General features: G+C 65.6%; 13 protein-coding genes. 5 read left to right on the top strand and 8 right to left on the bottom strand.

Annotated features, from left to right (window positions below):
- Positions 1 to 79: 79 nt before the first annotated feature.
- Both Q0982_RS20400 and Q0982_RS20395 read right to left on the bottom strand, forming a co-directional pair.
- Positions 80 to 1861 carry a fatty acyl-AMP ligase gene (locus Q0982_RS20400; RefSeq protein WP_299399240.1) on the bottom strand — a complete coding sequence of 594 codons (1782 nt, stop codon included), beginning with the start codon at positions 1859 to 1861 and terminating at the stop codon, positions 80 to 82.
- A gap of 729 nt (positions 1862 to 2590) precedes the next feature.
- A complete protein-coding gene (locus Q0982_RS20395) occupies positions 2591 to 3937 on the bottom strand; it encodes a nicotinate phosphoribosyltransferase (protein WP_299399097.1) in 1347 nt (448 codons plus the stop codon).
- A gap of 220 nt (positions 3938 to 4157) precedes the next feature.
- Between Q0982_RS20395 and Q0982_RS20390 the strand changes: the two genes are divergently transcribed.
- The 3 genes from Q0982_RS20390 (at position 4158) to bchJ (ending at position 7074) form a co-directional block, all read left to right on the top strand.
- Complete coding sequence (locus tag Q0982_RS20390) at positions 4158 to 4610, top strand: universal stress protein (RefSeq protein ID WP_299399095.1); 453 nt, start codon at positions 4158 to 4160, stop codon at positions 4608 to 4610.
- Between the two features lie 166 nt (positions 4611 to 4776).
- Positions 4777 to 6399, top strand: a complete 1623-nt coding sequence (gene bchE / locus Q0982_RS20385) for a magnesium-protoporphyrin IX monomethyl ester anaerobic oxidative cyclase (protein ID WP_299399092.1) — start codon at positions 4777 to 4779, stop codon at positions 6397 to 6399.
- Positions 6400 to 6411: 12 nt separating this feature from the next.
- Entirely contained in the window at positions 6412 to 7074 is a 663-nt protein-coding gene (gene bchJ, locus Q0982_RS20380) for a bacteriochlorophyll 4-vinyl reductase (RefSeq protein WP_299399089.1), read from the top strand.
- A gap of 43 nt (positions 7075 to 7117) precedes the next feature.
- Here bchJ and Q0982_RS20375 read toward each other — a convergent pair whose 3' ends face one another.
- The 6 genes from Q0982_RS20375 to Q0982_RS20350 all read right to left on the bottom strand — a co-directional run bounded on the left by Q0982_RS20375 (position 7118) and on the right by Q0982_RS20350 (position 13393).
- A complete protein-coding gene (locus tag Q0982_RS20375; RefSeq protein WP_299399087.1) occupies positions 7118 to 7390 on the bottom strand; it encodes a hypothetical protein in 273 nt (90 codons plus the stop codon).
- A 26-nt stretch (positions 7391 to 7416) separates the two neighbouring features.
- Complete coding sequence (locus tag Q0982_RS20370) at positions 7417 to 8616, bottom strand: geranylgeranyl diphosphate reductase (protein ID WP_299399085.1); 1200 nt, start codon at positions 8614 to 8616, stop codon at positions 7417 to 7419.
- Between the two features lie 4 nt (positions 8617 to 8620).
- A complete protein-coding gene (locus Q0982_RS20365; RefSeq protein WP_299399083.1) occupies positions 8621 to 9982 on the bottom strand; it encodes a BCD family MFS transporter in 1362 nt (453 codons plus the stop codon).
- Complete coding sequence (gene chlG / locus Q0982_RS20360; RefSeq protein WP_299399081.1) at positions 9979 to 10893, bottom strand: chlorophyll synthase ChlG; 915 nt, start codon at positions 10891 to 10893, stop codon at positions 9979 to 9981. The genes Q0982_RS20365 and chlG overlap by 4 nt, the downstream gene beginning before the upstream one ends.
- A 106-nt stretch (positions 10894 to 10999) precedes the next feature.
- Positions 11000 to 12439, bottom strand: coding sequence for a transcriptional regulator PpsR (gene ppsR / locus Q0982_RS20355; RefSeq protein WP_299399079.1), 1440 nt, complete (start codon positions 12437 to 12439; stop codon positions 11000 to 11002).
- A gap of 54 nt (positions 12440 to 12493) precedes the next feature.
- Positions 12494 to 13393, bottom strand: a complete 900-nt coding sequence (locus Q0982_RS20350; RefSeq protein ID WP_299399077.1) for a B12-binding domain-containing protein — start codon at positions 13391 to 13393, stop codon at positions 12494 to 12496.
- Positions 13394 to 14259: 866 nt separating this feature from the next.
- On the opposite strand from Q0982_RS20350, the gene bchF reads away from it, so the two are divergent.
- Together bchF and Q0982_RS20340 are read left to right on the top strand one after the other, a co-directional pair.
- Entirely contained in the window at positions 14260 to 14859 is a 600-nt protein-coding gene (gene bchF / locus Q0982_RS20345) for a 2-vinyl bacteriochlorophyllide hydratase (RefSeq protein ID WP_299399075.1), read from the top strand.
- Positions 14856 to 16163 (top strand): ferredoxin:protochlorophyllide reductase (ATP-dependent) subunit N, encoded by a 1308-nt coding sequence (locus Q0982_RS20340; protein WP_299399072.1) that lies wholly within the window; start codon positions 14856 to 14858, stop codon positions 16161 to 16163. Before bchF ends, Q0982_RS20340 begins: the two co-directional genes overlap by 4 nt.
- Positions 16164 to 16166 lie beyond the last annotated feature (3 nt).

Here is a 16166-nt window from a genome sequence, read left to right as displayed (position 1 = left end):
TCCTGCAGCAGTCGGGGCGCGGCTCCCCTCACGGGACCGGGCGCTTGCCAGGGCCGTTCCCCGTTATGACCTTAACCGGTCAATCGCCCGACTGCGAAGATGCGGATACGGCGGACGAGACCTGTTTGATCGAGTGGCTTACATCAGCGATCTCGCCGGTCAGGTAGTCCTGGCGGACCGCGGAGCGGCTGAGCTTGCCGGAGGACGTGAACTTCAGGGTCTTTGGCGGTACAAGCACCACACGGCAATCGGCGCCACAGGTCGTCCGGACCGTCGCTGCGGCCTGTTTACGGAGCTGCTCGCGCGCCACGGGGTCATGCAGACGGCATTGCAGGATCACCACCATCTGCTCGCCGACGTCACCCTCGATGACCGAGAAGCAGGCCACGTCACCCGCGCGCACGTCCGCCAAGGCTTCAACCGCCCACTCGACGTCCTGCGGCCAGATATTGCGGCCGTTCAGAATCACAAGGTCCTTGCGCCGGCCGGTCACGATCAGGTTGCCCCCGGAGACGTAGCCCAGGTCACCCGTGTCCAGCCAGCCGTCCTGGGTTTTCACGGCTTCGGTCGCCGCCGGGTCATCAAAGTAGCCATCCATGACACTGGGACCGCGGACCACAATCCGACCGACGTGATGGTCGGGCAGCTTGTCGTTCTTCTCGCTGCGGATTTCCACCGCATGGTCCGGCAGCGCGGTCCCGCAACTGACGAAGGACCGCGCGCTGCGGCTCGACCCGTTCGGGCCGCGCTTGACCGGCGTAACGATCCCGTTCCCCGCATAGCGGCCCTGGTCGACCCGGTCGATCTCGATACCGGTGTCCAGCGGCGCGAAGGCCACCGCCAGCGTTGATTCAGCGAGGCCGTAGCTCGGCAGGAAAGCCTTGGGCGAGAACCCGGCAACCCCGAAAGTTTCCGCGAAACTGTGAAGAATATCGGCCCGGACCATGTCGCCGCCGATGCCGGCAACCCGCCAGCGCTCGAGGTCGATTTCCTTGGCCGAACCGTTGAGGCCCCGGCGCACACAGAGTTCGTACCCGAAGGTCGGGCTGAACGAAATGGTGCCGCCGTAGCGCGACATCAGCTTCAACCAGGTCAGTGGGCGCAGAGCGAAACTTTTCGTTGCCAGGTAGTCGACGGTCACCTGGCTCAACATCGGCGTCAGGCAGAAACCGACCAGGCCCATGTCGTGATACAGCGGCAGCCAGGATGCGCTGCGGTCTCCACTGCGCAGCTTGAGCCCGTGCTGGCCGATTGCACGGGCATTGCTGGTGATCGCACGTTGGGAAATGAAGACCCCGCGCGGCAGGCTGGTGCTGCCGGAGGAATACTGAATGTAACAGGGCTCATCGGCTGCAAAGGGCCGCAGATCGCCGCCGCTTTCCGGCAGCGCGGCATAATCGGCAGGCGTCCCGATCATCTTCAGCCCGCCACCGGCTTCCGTGAGGAAGGACATCAGTTCTGGAGGGCCGACGGCGATCTGCGCCCCGGCGCGGGCAATCATGGACCGCAGACGTTCGACGTAGGCTTCATGGCTGCCCAGATGGATCGGCAGCGGGAGCGGCACTGGGATCAGGCCGGAGTACTGACAGGCGAAAAAGAAGACCGGAAACTCAGGGACCGTCTCTGCGATGATTGCGACCCGCGTACCGCGCTCAAGGCCCAATCCGTCCAAACGCCGTGCCAGGACGATGGCGCGTTCGCGCAACTCCCTGTAGCTCAGGACGTGCGCGACCTCCCCTCTGCCCGAGAAGAAGTTGTATCCGGTGTTCCCCCTGGCTGCGTAGTCTAGTCCTTGAACCAGCGTGTCAAATTCTGCCACCACAAAAGGCAAATCGTCATTGATAGACGCCGTAACATTCATCATCAACAGATCCCTGAATCGGGTTCCTTCCGATTTCGTTGCATGGATTTGGGTGGATTACCGAAAACAAAGGTATCAGGAGCCGGGCCACCCTCTTCAGGAGCATTTGCAGGCAATCAGCGCATTACTTAGGGCGACAAGGGCGGCGCATATTAGACAAGCATAATAAATGGGCCGCTACCATAGATTGGCAGCAGGCTACCATTTGGGGCGTTTACCGAATTCATCAATCGATAACGCACATCTACAGACAGGAAACCCCCCACTCCTCGATATTTCCCGCTCAAAAGATCCCTCTTGTTGGCCTTTCCATACTTTGGGCTGCTTGGTGCGACAACATACCCAAAGATATGGGGCAAGTTAATCTCTTGTTGCTTTTAGACGCATCGCAGCCAATTGACTAGCCTTCGCCGTAAAAACGATACCCGAATGTAGCTATTTCCGCCACTTGGCGCTCTTCGGGGCGTTCTCAGGACGGTTGCCTATCCCTTCCGAGATGACCTGACCGCCGCGGCGTTACAGGCTCCAGCGGCTCCGGAGCCGCTGCCAGACCGGTGACATCAGCCCCGGCCGAAGCTTCGAGTTCCACCTCTTTCTGGAATCCCCCGGCGGGACCGCCTCAAGCAGCGCGACCGGCCGGAGGTACAGCGCCACGGCCAGGCCCAAGGGGCGGCAGATCGAGCCCGAGAAGCGCCAACGGGGCAAGCCTGAGAACCCTGGCTGCGGCTGTCAGGCCGGCGTCGCTTCTGCAGCCCGGTCGACCTCTGCGGTCAGCCGGCGCAGCGCCGGCGAGACCGCAACCGGATAGGGCGCCTCAGGTTCCAGGCTTCGCAAGCGCTTCGGCAGGCGGTCGCGCTCGGCAGCCGCATGGGCACGAACCTCGTCGAGCCGGGGGAAGGGCCCAAGGCGCTGGCCGCCGCGCATCACAGGCCGCAGCAGCGCCTCGCCGGGCGCCCGGTCGTCCGCCAAGGTCAGCAGATCGCCCGCCATGATGCCGCCGGCATCGTGGCGGCGGTAGACCTGCTTGCGGCCCGGCCAGGTCGCCTTGCCCTCGGAGCGCTTGCGCTTGGCCTGCCCGGCATAGGCCTGCAGCTTGTAGGCACAGTCGAGCGCCGGGGCATCCTCTGAGGTCGAGAGGCTGGTGCCCACCCCGCAGGCATCGATCGGCGCTCCCGCCCTCACCAGACGGCGCAGCGCCCATTCGTCGAGACCGCCGCTGGCGAAGATCTGCACCCTCTGAAGACCGCCGGCATCGAGGATCGCGCGCACCCGCCGGGCATGGTCGGCCAGGTCGCCGCTGTCGATGCGCACGCCTTTCAGGTCGTGCCCCTCCGCTGCCAGCCTGGGGGCCAGTTCGACCACTTTGCGGGCTGCCTGTTCCGTGTCGTAGGTGTCGATGAGCAAGACCACCCCCTCGTGGCGGGAACGGGCGAAGTGCTCGAAGGCCAGCGCCTCGTCGTCATGAGCCTGAATGAAGGAGTGGGCCATGGTCCCGGAAGCCGGAACACCGAAGCGCTGTGCCGCCAGGACGGTGGCAGAGCCGGCGAAGCCGGCCAGATAGCTGGCGCGGGCGGCGAGCAACCCCGCCTCTGCCCCGTGCGCGCGCCGCAGGCCGAAGTCCGCCAGCTTCATCGGGCCGGCGGCGAGGACCATGCGGCTCGCCTTGGAGGCCACCACCGTCTGAAAGTGCAGGAGGTTTATGATGCGCGTTTCGAAGAGCTGCGCTTCGGGCAAAGGCGCGGCCACTCTGAGGATCGGTTCGTCCGGAAAGAAGATGGTTCCCTCCGGCATGGCGTCGACGTCACCGGTGAAGCGCAGGGCGAAGAGACTATCGAGGAACGGCAGGGAAAAACCCGGTTGGGTGGCCAGCCAGCCAATTTCCTCATCCGTGAAGGCGGCGCTTTCCAGGAATGCGACGACCTGCTCCAGACCGGCTGCGACCAGGAAGTTTCGTCCCGGCGGCAACTTGCGCACGAAGAACTCGAAGACCGCCGTTTCCGCCATGCCCGCCTCCTGGTAGGCCTGGAGCATGTTCAGTTCATAGAGATCGGTCAGAAGAAGGCTGGTACGGGACATTGTCTGGGCTTTCGCAGGGTGTTCTCCCAGTCCTTCGGGCACAGCCCAGACTGACAAGCGCCCAGACTCCGGGCCATGCGGCAGATCAAGCCCGCCTGTCGGCTCGCCGGTTACAGAAGCCGCAGGCTGACACACGTCAACGCCAAACGGCCTACGCGGGGCTATTGATCGTTTCAGGTGGGGCCACAGTCAGACGCAACGGCAGCTTGGGAGGCCCCCTATGTTCAAGCGCATTCTCGTCCCCATCGATGGCTCGGAACACGCAACGCGCGCCGTCGATATCGCCGGCAGCCTTGCCGGGCAGGATGGCGCGCCGCTCACGCTGCTGCATGTCTTGACCCATTCGGGCGGCTACAGCGTGCCCAAGGAACTCCAGGCCTACGCCAAGGTGGAACACATCAGGATCACGGAAAAGGACCTGATCGAATCGGTCGGACAGGAGATCCTCGGCAACGCCGCCCGGCGCCTGCGCGACAATGGCGTCGACGCGGTTGAGGAACGCCTCGAAAGCGGCGATCCCGCCAGCGTGATTGCCGCCGTCGCCGAAGGATCGGGTGCCGACCTCATCGTGATGGGCCGCCGCGGCCTCGGGGACCTCGGCGGCCTGCTGCTGGGCAGCGTCTCCCACAAGGTCGCCCAGGCGGTGGATTGCAGTTGCCTGACGGTGAAGTAGCAGGGAAAGACGCCGGAAACACCGGCCGTAGCGCGGGCCGTAGCGCGGGCCGGAGCGCGGGCCGGAGCGCGGACACCGCCGCAGGCGCTGCTTTGACGTGTGTCAATTCAACACGACAATATCAAATGTAATGTAAGAACGACAATAGAGATGGGAGGCCTGCCCCATGCGTGTCGTTCTTGTCCATCCGAACTATCACTCCGGCGGCGCCGAGATTGCCGGCAGCTGGCCGCCGGCCTGGGCTGCCTATCTCGCCGGCTCCCTGCGCGCGGCGGGCTACGACGACATCCACTTCATCGACGCCATGACCAACGATCTGGACGACGCGGAGGTGGGACGCCGGATCGCCGCACTGTCGCCCGACGTTGTCGGCTGCACTGCGATCACGCCCTCCATCTACAAGGCCGAGCGCGTGCTGGAGATCGCCCGGGACGTCTGCCCCGGGGCGGTGCGGGTCCTCGGCGGCATCCATGCCACCTTCATGTACAAGCAAGTCCTGTCGGAGGCGCCCTGGATCGATGTCATCGTCCGCGGCGAGGGTGAAGAGATTCTGGTGGCGCTGATCACGGCGATCGACAAGGGGCGTTGGCCGGAGGACCGCGACAGCATCGCCGGTCTCGCGTTCCGGGACGAGGAGCGGATCGTCGCAACCCAGGCCGCGCCGACGGTGAAGAACCTGGATGCCATCGACCCGGACTGGTCGCTGCTGGAGTGGAGCAAGTACACCTACGTGCCCCTGGGCGTGCGAGTCGCCATCCCCAACATGGCCCGCGGCTGTCCCTTCACCTGTTCGTTCTGCTCGCAGTGGAAGTTCTGGCGCGACTACCGGGTGCGCGACCCGAAAAAGGTGGTCGACGAGATCGAAACGCTGGTGCGCGATCACGGCGTCGGCTTCTTCATCCTGGCCGACGAGGAGCCGACGATAAACCGCAAGAAGTTCATCGCTTTCTGCGAGGAGTTGATCACCCGCGGCCTGCCGGACAAGGTGAAGTGGGGCATCAATACCCGGGTGACGGACATCCTGCGCGATGCAGAGCTGCTGCCGCTTTACCGCCGCGCCGGCCTGGTTCATGTCAGCCTCGGCACCGAGGCCGCCGCCCAGCTCCGCCTCGACCGCTTCAACAAGGAAACCAAGATCGAGGACAACCGCCGCGCCATCGAACTGCTGCGCGAGGCGGACATCTTCATCGAGGCGCAGTTCATCGTCGGCCTGGAGAACGAAACCGCCGAGACGCTGGAGGAAACCTACCAGATGGCCCGGGATTGGGACCCCGATCTTGCGAACTGGGCGATGTACACGCCCTGGCCCTTCTCCTCCCTGTTCCAGGAGCTGGGCGACAAGGTCGAGGTCTTCGACTTCTCCAAGTACAACTTCGTCACGCCGATCATGAAGCCGGAGGCCATGGACCGCGCCGAGCTGCTCGACCGGGTCATGAACAACTACCGCCGCTTCTATATGCGCAAGGCGCTGTTCCACTATCCCTGGCGCGGCACGGGATTCCGCCGACGCTACCTGCTGGGCTGCCTGAAGGCCTTTCTGAAGGCCGGATTCCAGCGGACCTTCTACGACCTCGGCAAGGTCAACTACTGGGGGCCGCAGTCGAAGAAATCCGTCGACTTCCACTTCGACGAAACGCGCCGCATCGCGCCGGCGCAGACTGCCGACTGGGAATCGGCGGCGGAGCGGGCCGCGAAGAAGCGGGAAAGCCGGATGGCGGTCAAAGCCTGCGGCGGCGGCACCGAGCAGATGGCGGAGCTGATGGACCGCGAAACAGCCCCGCCCGCCTGACGGGCCCGGGCCATGGCGGAAGCGATCCTGCAGGCAGACCAGCTCGCATCGCGGGTCGGCCCCAATGCCGTGATCCAGCTCGCTGGGGCGCTGCGAGACCGTTCGGGGCAGCACGCCGCTGAGGATCTCTTCAGGCACGCCGGACTGCAGCACTTCCTCATCGACCCTCCCGGCGAGATGGTGGACGAAGCGCTGGCTGCAAAGCTGTTTGGATGCCTCTTTGCCGACCTGCCGGCGGCGACCGCCGCGGCAATTGCGGCCGAGGCGGGAACGCGCACCGCCGACTACATCCTGGCCAACCGCATCCCCGCCCTGGCGCAGAGGATCTTGCGGGCGCTGCCGCCGGCTCTGGCAGGGCCGCTGCTGCTGACGGCGATCGCAAAGAACGCCTGGACCTTCGCCGGCTCCGGCAGGCTGCGCACCGAAAGCGCCCGCGGCAAAGGCGGAAACGACAGCCACGGCCCGTTCTGGATCATCGAAATCGCCGACAACCCCCTGGCCATGCCGGGCTGCGTCTGGCACAGCGCCGTCTTTCGGCGGCTGTTCGAAACCCTGGTGAGGCCGGCGATAGCCGTCCGCCATCCGGACTGCTGTCACGCCGGAGCACCCTGCTGCCGCTTCGAGATCGGCGTGGATGCCCGCACAGACGAGCAGCCTCAACGCAGGCTTCGCTAGGGCACCCGAGAAGAGGGAGCCGACGGTCTCCGGACCCGGGCCGTCACGGCCGCTGCGGCCAACGTTGCCGCAGGTCGATCAGATGCGCGACCAGCGCCAGGATCAGCCAGAGCGCCACAAGCATCCAGGAGGCATCGGTCAGAGCCGCACGCACCGCCAGCAAAAGGCAGGCTCCGGGAACAAGCATGCTCGCGAGCACAGGAGGCGCAAGCCCCCGGCCCGTCCGCCGGTGGATGCCGTAGAGGAGGACGGCTTCCAGCAGCACGAAGCCCAGAACCACGTCGATCACACGACCGCTGGCGATGAATTCAGCCATCCCGGTCAACCGTCACGAAGCACGAGCTAAGGGGAGACGAGCCGGAAGAGGTGCGCCAGATCCTTGAAGAAGATCCGCAGATGCGCCAGCGGGTCGCGACGCACCAGCTCCTTGTTCATATAGGACTCCCAGGTCAGGCGCTGCACGTCGCGGTCGCCGCAGATGCTGACGAAGCGTTCCCGGCGCTGGTCGTTGACGTACCAGAAGCGCTGCATGATGCCGAGGATCCAGAAGACGCGGCCGTGCACCTTCATGAAGCGGCGGCGCGCCTGGGCCAGTGCCTTTGCATCGCCGCTTGCCAGGAATTCGCCGACCGCCTCGGCAGCCAGGCGGCCGCCCAGCATGGCATAGTAGATTCCCTCGCCGGAGGCCGGCGCCACCACCCCGGCGGCATCGCCGGCCAGCAGGACGTCGCGGCCGTTATCCCAGCGCTTGCGCGGCCGCAGCGGGATGGGCGCGCCTTCGCAGCGCAGCGTTTCGACGCCGTCGAGGCCGGCGTCGCGGCGCAAGCGGTCCACGGCACCACGCAGCGACAGGCCCTTGACCGCGGTGCCGGTGCCGATGCTGGCGGTGTCGCCATGAGGAAACACCCAGCTGTAGAAGTCCGGCGAGAGACGGCCCTGATAGTAGACGTCGCAGCGCGTGCCATCGAAGACAGCGTCTTGCGAGGCGGTAGGTTGCGGCGATCGCACGACCTCGTGGTAGGCGAAGACGAAGGGGATCTTCTCGGCCTCGGGAAAGGCCTCGCGCACGACGGCGGAGTTGGCGCCGTCGGCGCCGATGACCGTGCGGGCGCGTACGGAAACGCTGCCTCCCTCCCTGGTCCGATAAGTCACCACGGGCCTGTCCTGCACATCGCGGGTCAGGTGCTGAAAGGTACCCTGCCGCCAGTCGGCCCCCTGCATCGCGGCGCGGCGGCGCAGCCACTCGTCGAAGTCGCAGCGGTCCACCATGCCGACATAGCCCTCGCCGTCGATCGGCATGTCGACCGTGCGGTCGGAGGGCGCGATGATCCGCGCCGAGCGGGCCCTTGCAACGATCAGGGTGTCCGGAATGGCGAAGTCGCGGATCAGCCGCGGCGGCACCGCGCCGCCGCAGGGCTTGATGCGCCCGGCCTTGTCGAGCAGCAGGACGCTGCGACCCTGTTGCGCGAGGTCCGAGGCTGCCGTCGCCCCGGCCGGGCCACCACCCACCACCACGGCGTCGTAGCTTTCCATAGGCTGCATCAGCTCAGTCTCCTCCAACCGGGGCATATCCGGACCCTTGCGCATGCGCGCGGCCGCCAGCAGCGCCGCCCCTGACTCCCCTGACTCTCAGGGCCAGTCCGGCGGCCAGGAAGAACAGCATGGCTTCGCCTGCGAAGACCATCGCGTAGGCGGATGTCGGCGCGGCGAGTGCCCAGCGCAGAAGGTCGACAGCCAAGGTGCCGAGCAAACCTCCCAGGCCGAAGGCAATCGCCTGCGCCGCCCCCCAAAGGCCCATACGCACGCCCTCCCGCTTCGCCCGGCCGTCGTTGACAAGGCTCATCATCGAGCCGATGGCGGCCACCGCGAAGGCGCCGTTGGCCACACCCAGCGTGAAGACCGTGGCGCGCAGGGGCCAGCTTCCGACGACAAAGCCGGAGAAGGCCAGGGTCAGAAGAACAGCGCCCGAAGCGATGCAGCCGCCGACGGTCCAGCCCAGGAGCGAGCCCAAGCGCCCGCGCGCCAGGCGGCCGCAGGCCAGAGCAACCAGAAGCATACCGAGGAAGACACCGGCGTGCTGCACGCCGGAAAGCCGTGTCGATTCGCCCGGCGTCAGACCGAAGACCGTGCCGGCGAAGGGTTCGAGGATCAGATCCTGGCCGCTGTAGGCCAGCATCGACACGAAGACGAAGACCGCAAAGCGCCGCGCGCGGGACTCGCCCCAGACCTGGCGAATAGCCTCGCGGAAGGGCGGCATGGCCTGGGGGCTTTGTGGGGTTTGAGGGCTCTGCTGCGGCTCCGGCGCGGCCCTGCCTTCGATCCCGAAGACGGCGATCAGCGCCAAGACGAAGGCCGCGGCGGCAACGCCCAGGCTGACGGCGACCAGGCGCGTCAGCGAAAAGGGATCGAGGAGATGGCCGGCGACCGTCGCCGTCACCACGAAGCCGGCAATCATCATCATCCAGACGATGGTGGCCGCCGGGCCGCGGCGCTCGGGATCGACCTGCTTGGCCAGGAGCACCAGGAGCGAGGTGCCGGCAGCGCCGACACCGCCGCCGATGACCGTGAAGGCAAGCACCGCAAGGGCGATGCCCAGGAGCGGCTGGACCGACATCAGGGCCACCGCCAGCGAGGCCGTTGCAGCGCCCAGCGACAGCGCCAGCATGCCGCCGACGATCCAGGGGGTGCGCCGTCCCCCGACGTCGGAGCCGTAGCCGAGACGGGGGCGCAACACCTGAACTGCGTAGTGGAGGCCGACCAGCACGCCGGGCAGGGTTGCCGGCAGCGCCAGCTCGACGACCATCACCCGGTTCAGGGTCGAGGTTGTGAGAACGACGATGGCGCCGAGCGCCGTCTGCACGAGGCCGAGGCGGATAATGCCGAACCAGCCGAGGCGCTTCCCGCTCATGCCGACGCTCCGACCAGCGGCACCAGCGCAAAGGCGGTGACCATCATGCCGATGACGTAGAGCGTGGTCCCGGTGGCGTTGTACCAGGGCGCATAGGCCTTGGGGTCCCTCAACAGCCGCAGCATCAGGACAAGCTGCGCCAGGAACAGCAGCGTGACCGCCAGGGCAAAGCCGTGTTGTCCCCAAACCCAAAGCAGACCGATGACCACGACCTGCGGCAGCGCCATGACAAGGCAGGCCACCCGGGCGGCGAGACTCACGCCGAGACGGACCGGCAAGGAGCGGATGCCCATGCGGCGGTCGCCCTCCACAGCCTTGAAGTCGTTGAGCGTCATGATGCCGTGTGCGCCGGCGCTGTAGAGCGCGGCGACGACCAGGATGCGCCAGTCGGGCAGAGCCGCGGCCATGACCGCGGCGCCGGTGAACCATGCGAGGCCCTCGTAGCAGAGCGCCACGGCCGCACAGCCGCGCCAGCCCTCCTCCTTCAGCCGCAGCGGCGGCGCGCTGTAGGCCCAGGCGAGCGCAAGACCAACGACAGCGGCGCCGAGAACCCAGGGCCCGAGCAACGCCGCAACCATCAGCGAGAGGGCCGTCCAACACAGCGCGAAATAGAGCGGCACACGCCCCGGCACGCGGCCGGAGGGAATCGGCCGCGCCGGCTCGTTGATCGCATCGACGTGACGGTCGAACCAGTCATTGGCGATCTGGCTGGTCCCACAGACCAGGGGCCCGGCCAGAACGACCCCGGCAAGGATCACAGGCCACTGTCCCTCCAGCGGCACGCCGGAGGAAACCACACCACAGGCGAAGGCCCACATCGGCGCGAACCAGGTGATCGGCTTCAGCAGCTCGACCATCGCAGCCGGCTGTATGCGGCCCGTTGCCGCCTCGGAAACAGCCAATCGAGACATATCGTACGGTATGCTTGACATTCTAGATTGTCAATTTTGATTTACAGTTCGGAAGGTCGATTTTCCGCTGCCGGGGAGGCCACCGGGGAGGCCACCGGTGAGACCGTCACGCCTCTTCTTCCGGCGCCACGTCGGCGAGCCCGAAGCGGCGCAGTTTGACGTAGAGCGACTGCCGGCTGACCCCCAGCATTTCGGCCGCAGAGGCTCGGTTATCGCCGGTCAGCTCCAGGGCGGCTTCGATGCAGAGCTGTTCGATGACATCCGTCGTTTCCCGCACAATTTCCTTCAACGAGACACGCCCGACAAGACCGGTGAGCTGCTCGACCGAACGCGGCACGGTCTTGCCCGCCGGATTGTTAGACTTGAGGCGCTGGCCGACATTGCGGATCATGAAGCCGTAGCAGGGCAGCTCACCCTCGGTGACGGCAACGGCGGAAATCTCCACCTGCGCCACCAGGCCCTGCTCGCCTTGCACCGAAGACGCAAAGAGGCGGATCGCCTGGTTCTCGCGCAGATTTGCGCGCAGCACGCTCCAGTCTACACCGGGCCGCCCCAGCCAGCGCTCCAGAGGCTGGCCGCGCGCCTGTTCCTCCGACCCGAGTTGCGCGAGGTCGAGGAAGGCGCGGTTGGTGCTGAGGATCCGACCGTCGAGAGACGTCATGACAAATCCGTCGGGGGCGGCCTCCACCAGCTCCAGCATCCGCGAACGCGGTCCCGACTCGAAGACGCTGCCGTCCCTGTTGAGCGGCGCGAAACGCACCAGAAAGTAGGACGCGTTTTCGTGACGAAACAGCGATGCACCGACGCTGAAGCGCTCGTCCCCATCGGTGGCGACTCGGACATCCTCGCCACGCCCGGCGGAGCGAACCGTCGCCAGCAGGTGGTCGATGGCCTTGCGGCCCCCGGACTTCAAACCCCTGAGGACATCCGGAAAGGTGGAGCCGACGGTCTTGCGCGGGCGCTTGGTCTTGTTGGCATAGGCCTTGAGGAAGGCTTCGGCCGCAGTATTGGCCTCGATGATCTGCTGGCTTGCCGCATCGACGATGAGCACCGGCTCGGAGGAGACCTGGAAGAGCAGGCGGTAGCGCGTCTCGGCACTGCGCTGACGGGCGTATTCGCGCTCCACGGCCTGCTGGGCTTCGACCAGACGCTGCTGCAGCACCGCGAACTCCCGCAGATTGCGGCCCAGCGCAATGACCTTCCCCTTGTCTCCGACCCGCAGGGCGGAATAGAGCACGGGCAGGTCGCTGCCGCTTGTCGAGGGATGGTTGACCTGGCGCCAGCGTGGCGCCTTCTGCTTCGCGGCATCGCGCAGAAGATCCTCGATCTTCTCGCGGCTTTCGACCGTGACCGTCTTTTCCCAGGGCTGGCCGAGCCAGTCGCCGCAGTCGTCGAGAGAAATCTCGTCGCTGCCCAGTGCGAGGTCCCGCACAACGCCCTTTTCGTCCAGGATCAAGGCGACATCGGAAGACGCTGCAAGCAGGCCGAATGCCGCTTTGGGGTCGAGATCACCCAGGGTCTTTAAGGGCGCGTTGAAGTGCTTCACTGCCTACACCGTCATACGTGACAACATCGCCGGATGATACCCGTGCAGGCAAGATCAGCAATGCGCCATCACCAAAGTGTGTAAATTGTCAGCCTGAAGGGCAGCGTGGTGACCGTCAATGGCCATGGCGTCCGCACCGACCTGCGACACGCACTTGGGATGCTCGACGAACACGCGACCGCCAACGATTACGGATAGCTTGTCATTGCGCGACACCCTGCGCACCTCGTCAATCTCCGCGGCCAGGGCTTCCAGTCCTTCATCACAGCTCAACGACAGACCGAGGACCGCAAACCACTCGTCGCGCACCATGCTCGCGACATGCCGCTTGTCGGTGGCCGGCTCGACGGCCACGTCCCAGCCGCCGCGGCGCAGAAATTCGGCCACCATCAAGGCGCCGAAGTTGTGCTGCTCGCCCGGCGCCGGCGCGATGAGGGCGCGGCGCCCCTGTTCCCAGGGAATCGTCTCGCCCTGCGTCGAAAAGCTGAGGTCGCGCAGAATCTGCTGAAGTCGGCCCAGAGCAATGGTGACATCGGAGAAAGTGCAGAGATCCTGCTTCCAGAGCTCGCCCAGGTTCTTTGCAGTCGGCGCCAGCAGGTCCAGGAAGATGCTCTCAAGCGCAACGCCGCGCTCGTGCAGCAGCGTTACGTAGCCCATGGCAACGGGGAAGTCGCTCTTGAGAACCAGACTGGTCAGTTCGGTCACATCATCCGGCGAAGGCTTGCCCCAGTTTTCTTGCCCGCCCTGATGTTCGGGCGGAGTCACCTTGTGAGCTAGGACAAGTCTCGGGATGATCTCTCCTTCTATCGTGCGAACCAGGCGGTCGAAGCGGACATCCGAGCCGTCCACCGCGGCGATGTGACTGAAATCAGCCGGAGGCGCATCGTAGTCGCGGACCTGTTCTTCGGTCCTGAGAAATTCCTTCGTCTGGCCTTCGTCGCTAAAGCTAGCCATTGCCTTCCTCCCTCAAAGCGAGAACGCAGGCTGCATTTTTGGCGAAGGTAACTACCGTCGATCTCCGAGCGCCAATCTGGAGCTAGATCTGCCTACCTGTCTGAACTTATCCCCTGAGTGAAACGCCCCCTCTGGTTTTGATAGTCCCCTTCGCGTCCGCCTTCTTGACCGCTATGGCTTTGGGCATCTGCGCGAACCATTGAACGTTCCCACACGCAGGTCTGTCAAGCAGTCTTCACGTGAGAAAAAGTTGACAGAACGTCCGTGCTGCTCTGCCGCTTTACAAGACCTGCATCGCTTCATCTGCACCACAGCCTATACCCAGGTTCGAATCGGCGCAGCAGGTTGCGATGCCAAGTTCTTCCACAGCCTGTGGAAAAAGACCGGCTTGAGCGACACAGACGACGGCCGCGCGTCGCCGCCGCGCATGCCCGCCTCTCACCCTGCGACTCCGACGATGGGCAGCATGAGCCGAAGCGCAGAGGCGCTGGGATGACGCGAAATCCGATTTGTCCATTTTAATTTACGTCCATAAAACTTGACACTTCCGCGACAGCCGTTCTAGAGTCCCGGAAACAAAGCAAAAGGCGCGTGGGGAGGAGTTCGGTGCAGACTTTCCGACCCTGGCACGAAAGCGGCTCAACAGGATCACCCTTGCATCGTTGCGCAGGGGCTTTCCGGAAGACGGCCATTCGGACGGGTTCCCGGACCACAGTTTTCGGGACCACAGGTCTCAGGACCACAAGGTTCGGGACGATCGGCACCGCAACGCCGACAGCAGCACACACGGCAGATCGCGAACGCGCCAGTCGAACAGGCTTAGGTGGGCCCGGCTCAAGTATGCCCGGCTCAGGTAGGAGAGCATCATGATCTTCGCGTCCGGAATACTTGATCGTTGCATCGCCGCCGTCGACTTCTGCCCCTGGCCGGCCCACGCCGCCGCCAGCCCGCTGCAGCGGCGCCGGGCGCAGACGCAGCGCAGAGCGCTTTACACCGCCGAGCAGCGGCGCCGGCGTGATGCATCCCGCTGGACGCTGGTGCAGGGCATCCTGGCGCCACTGCAGTTCGCGGTTTTCCTGATCAGCCTCTACCTGGTCATGGACTACCTGGCGACAGGTCAGGGCTATGCGCTTGCCACCGGCTCCATCATCCTCAAGACGCTGGTGCTCTATACCATCATGATCACCGGGTCGTTGTGGGAGCGTGACGTCTTCGGGCGCTACCTCTTCGCGCCGGCGTTCTTCTGGGAAGACGTGGTCAGCATGCTGGTGCTGGCGCTCCACAGCGCCTACCTGATCGCCCTTCTGGGCGGTCTGCTGGCGCCTCGCGAACTCATGCTCCTCGCGCTGGCCGCCTATGTCTCTTACGTGGTCAACGCTGCGCAGTTCGTTCTGAAACTGCGCGCCGCACGCCGCGAGCAGCAGCGCTCAACCGAACACCTCGGCCTGGCGAGCCTCGCAAAATGAGCAACTCCGCCGCAGCCGTCTCGCCGCTCACCGCAGCCGGCTGCGGCTCGGAGGGGCTGACACCTGAACCCGAGGTTCTGCGACAGCGCGGCCAAAGAGAGGTCTTCTGCGGTCTCACCGGTATCATCTGGCTTCACCGCAAGATCCAGGATGCCTTCTTTCTGGTGGTCGGCTCGCGCACCTGCGCACACCTGATCCAGTCGGCCGCGGGCGTCATGATTTTCGCCGAGCCGCGCTTTGCCACGGCGATCATCGACGAGCGCGATCTCGCCGGCCTTGCCGACGCCAACGAGGAACTGGATCGCGTCGTCGACCAACTGCTTGCGCGGCGATCGGACATTCGTCTGCTCTTTCTGGTCGGGTCCTGCCCTTCGGAGGTCATCAAGCTCGATCTCGCCAAAGCGGCTCAGCGGCTCTCGCAGCGCCACGCTCCCGGTGTCCGCGTGCTCAACTACTCAGGCAGCGGCATCGAGACGACCTTCACGCAGGGCGAAGACGCCTGTCTGGCCTCGCTCGTCCCCACCCTGCCCGCCGCCGATACCGCCGAGGCATCGCTTCTGGTCGTAGGCGCTCTGGCCGACGTGGTCGAAGACCAGTTTTCGCGGCTGTTCGACGACCTCGGGGTCGGGCCGGTCGGTTTCCTCCCCCCAGGGAAGGCGAAGATGCTCCCGCCGGTCGGCCCGACAACCCGCTTTCTGCTGGCCCAGCCGTTTCTGGCCGATACCGCCAGAGCGCTGGAGGAGCGCGGGGCCACGCACCTGCCGGCGCCTTTTCCCTTGGGCGCAGAGGGCACCTCAGCCTGGCTGCGCGCTGCCGCCGATGCCTGGGGTGTCGAGGCCGAGCGCTTCGATGCGGTCACGGCACCGCCGCGCCAGCGCGCCGGCCGTGCCATCGCCCGCTACCGCGACACCCTGGCCGGCCGCAACGTCTTCTTCTTTCCAGACTCGCAGCTTGAGATTCCCATCGCCCGCTTTCTGGCGCGGGAGCTGGAGATGACGCCTCTGGAAGTCGGCACGCCCTACCTGCACCGGCAGCATCTGGCCGCCGAGCTCGCGTTGCTGCCGGAGACCGCCCGCTTGAGCGAGGGACAGGACGTCGAGCGCCAGCTCGCCCGCTGCCGCGCCGCGCGGCCCGACATCACTGTCTGCGGACTGGGGCTTGCCAACCCGCTGGAGGCCGAAGGCCTGACCACGAAGTGGTCCATCGAACTGCTGTTCACGCCGGTACAGGGCTACGAGCAGGCCGGCGACCTTGCGGAACTCTTCGCAAGGCCCCTGCGGCGTCAGGCGGCCTTGGCGGTTTGAGGC

This window comes from Pelagibius sp., assembly GCF_028281305.1.
Lineage (GTDB): Bacteria > Pseudomonadota > Alphaproteobacteria > Kiloniellales > Kiloniellaceae > Pelagibius.
This window is presented reverse-complemented; position numbering and strand designations above follow the sequence as displayed.

Coding starts and splice junctions, on each gene's coding strand:
- Q0982_RS20400 (WP_299399240.1), bottom strand. CDS start 1,861: ATGAATGTTACGGCGTCTATCAATGACGATTTGCCTTTTGTGGTGGCA.
- Q0982_RS20395 (WP_299399097.1), bottom strand. CDS start 3,937: ATGTCCCGTACCAGCCTTCTTCTGACCGATCTCTATGAACTGAACATG.
- Q0982_RS20390 (WP_299399095.1), top strand. CDS start 4,158: ATGTTCAAGCGCATTCTCGTCCCCATCGATGGCTCGGAACACGCAACG.
- bchE (WP_299399092.1), top strand. CDS start 4,777: ATGCGTGTCGTTCTTGTCCATCCGAACTATCACTCCGGCGGCGCCGAG.
- bchJ (WP_299399089.1), top strand. CDS start 6,412: ATGGCGGAAGCGATCCTGCAGGCAGACCAGCTCGCATCGCGGGTCGGC.
- Q0982_RS20375 (WP_299399087.1), bottom strand. CDS start 7,390: ATGGCTGAATTCATCGCCAGCGGTCGTGTGATCGACGTGGTTCTGGGC.
- Q0982_RS20370 (WP_299399085.1), bottom strand. CDS start 8,616: ATGCAGCCTATGGAAAGCTACGACGCCGTGGTGGTGGGTGGTGGCCCG.
- Q0982_RS20365 (WP_299399083.1), bottom strand. CDS start 9,982: ATGAGCGGGAAGCGCCTCGGCTGGTTCGGCATTATCCGCCTCGGCCTC.
- chlG (WP_299399081.1), bottom strand. CDS start 10,893: ATGTCTCGATTGGCTGTTTCCGAGGCGGCAACGGGCCGCATACAGCCG.
- Q0982_RS20350 (WP_299399077.1), bottom strand. CDS start 13,393: ATGGCTAGCTTTAGCGACGAAGGCCAGACGAAGGAATTTCTCAGGACC.
- bchF (WP_299399075.1), top strand. CDS start 14,260: ATGATCTTCGCGTCCGGAATACTTGATCGTTGCATCGCCGCCGTCGAC.
- Q0982_RS20340 (WP_299399072.1), top strand. CDS start 14,856: ATGAGCAACTCCGCCGCAGCCGTCTCGCCGCTCACCGCAGCCGGCTGC.